Below are 532 nucleotides of genomic sequence, written 5' to 3'. Positions count from 1 at the left end.
TATGCGTAGCTGTTTTTGATTGGCTTCCCAATTGGAAGCGTACCTCGGGTTTTTTCAATATGATAGGTAGTCGAGAAAGTAGTATTCTCTGTAGGTCCATATCCATTGACTATGGTAAGTTCCGGAAATAATTCTTTTACTTTATTTGTGTAGATGGCCAATACAATATCCCCTCCCACCAATAAATATTTTAAGGAAGCGAAAACACTCAAGTCTTCTAGTACTACTTGATGGAACCATGAAGCAGTCATCCATATAGTATTAACTTTATTTTCCAGAATTACTGTTTTTAAACGGTTTGTGTTTAATAGCGTATCAGTAATAGTTAATACCAGCTCTCCTCCATTGAGTAAGGTACCCCAATATTCTATAGTAGTTGCATCGAAGGAAATTGATCCAGTTGACAACCAAACTGTTTTATTGTTTAATCTAAGATAATCACAACTAGTAGCTAAACTGACGATGTTGTTATGTTCAACCTGAACTCCTTTTGGACGACCTGTACTGCCCGAGGTATAGATCACATAGGCCA

General features: G+C 36.8%; 1 protein-coding gene. It reads right to left on the bottom strand.

Translation table 11 applies throughout. The annotated features are described in order from the left end of the window. On the bottom strand, positions 1–532 hold a 532-nt coding region (locus AC04NP_RS30620), incomplete at both ends, for an AMP-binding protein (RefSeq protein ID WP_482863938.1).

This window comes from Agaribacillus sp. DX54, assembly GCF_056858335.1.
This window is presented reverse-complemented; position numbering and strand designations above follow the sequence as displayed.